Source organism: Streptomyces sp. NPDC002817 (genome assembly GCF_053592055.1).
The window spans coordinates 1-1,619 of sequence record NZ_JBSFUY010000106.1 but is presented as its reverse complement, the minus strand read 5'-3'; the positions used below and the strand labels follow the sequence as shown (position 1 = coordinate 1,619).

At 65.7% G+C, this 1,619-nt stretch carries 1 protein-coding gene; it reads left to right on the top strand.

Going from position 1 to position 1,619, the window contains the following annotated elements:
• A partial coding sequence (locus ACWD3I_RS49175) for a dihydropteroate synthase (protein ID WP_451084472.1) occupies positions 1–1,619 on the top strand: 1,619 nt, incomplete at both ends.

The window sequence follows — 1,619 nt, the reverse complement described above, 5'->3', positions numbered from 1 at the left end:
AGCCCGCGCCCCGAGCCGGGTGCTGCCTCCCTGTATCAGGCGGTGCCGTTCCGGCAGGACACGTCGTACATGGCGATCGGTGAGCGGACGAACGCGAACGGGTCGAAGAAGTTCCGTGAGGCGATGCTGGAGGGCCGCTGGGACGACTGTGTGGAGATGGCCCGCGATCAGATCCGTGAGGGCGCGCACATGCTCGACCTGTGCGTGGACTATGTCGGCCGTGACGGTGTGGCCGACATGGAGGAGCTGGCGGGCCGGTTCGCGACCGCCTCGACGCTGCCGATCGTGCTGGATTCGACCGAAGTCCCTGTCATCAGGGCCGGCCTGGAGAAGATCGGTGGCCGTGCGGTCATCAACTCGGTCAACTACGAGGACGGGGACGGTCCCGAGTCCCGTTTCGCGAAGGTCACCGAGCTGGCGCAGGAGCATGGTGCCGCGCTGATCGCGTTGACCATCGATGAGGAGGGCCAGGCCCGCACTCCGGAGCACAAGGTCGCCATCGCCGAGCGGCTGATCGAGGATCTGACCGGGAAGTGGGGGATCCACGAGTCGGACATCCTGATCGACACCCTGACCTTCACCATCTGCACGGGTCAGGAGGAGTCCCGGGGCGACGGCATCGCCACCATCGAGGCGATCCGTGAACTCAAGCGTCGCCATCCGGATGTGCAGACGACGCTGGGTCTGTCGAACATTTCGTTCGGTCTGAACCCGGCGGCCCGGATCCTGCTCAACTCGGTTTTCCTGGACGAGTGCACGAAGGCGGGTCTGGACTCGGCGATCGTGCACGCGTCGAAGATCCTGCCGATCGCCCGGTTCAGCGAGGAGGAGGTGCAGACCGCCCTCGATCTCGTCTACGACCGGCGTGCGGAGGGCTATGACCCGCTGCAGAAGCTGATGGCCCTGTTCGAGGGCGCCACGGCGAAGTCGTTGAAGGCGGGCAAGGCCGAGGAACTGGCCGCTCTGCCGCTGGAGGAGCGTCTCAAGCGCCGCATCATCGACGGCGAGAAGAACGGTCTGGAGGCCGACCTCGACGAGGCCCTGCAGTCCCGTCCGGCTCTGGACATCGTCAACGAGATTCTTCTGGACGGTATGAAGGTCGTCGGCGAGCTGTTCGGCTCCGGGCAGATGCAGCTGCCGTTCGTGCTGCAGTCCGCCGAGGTCATGAAGACCGCCGTCGCCTATCTGGAACCGCACATGGAGAAGACGGACGACGACGGCAAGGGCACCATCGTGCTGGCGACCGTCCGCGGTGACGTGCACGACATCGGCAAGAACCTCGTCGACATCATCTTGTCCAACAACGGCTACAACGTGGTCAACCTGGGCATCAAGCAGCCGGTCTCCGCCATCCTGGAAGCCGCCGCGGAGCACCGCGCCGACGTCATCGGCATGTCCGGGCTCCTGGTCAAGTCCACGGTGATCATGAAGGAGAACCTGGAGGAGCTCAACCAGCGCGGGCTGGCGGCCGACTTCCCGGTCATCCTCGGCGGAGCCGCCCTCACCCGTGCGTATGTCGAACAGGACCTGCACGAGATCTACGAGGGCGAAGTCCGCTACGCCCGCGACGCCTTCGAGGGCCTGCGCCTGATGGACGCCCTGATCGGCGTCAAGCGCGG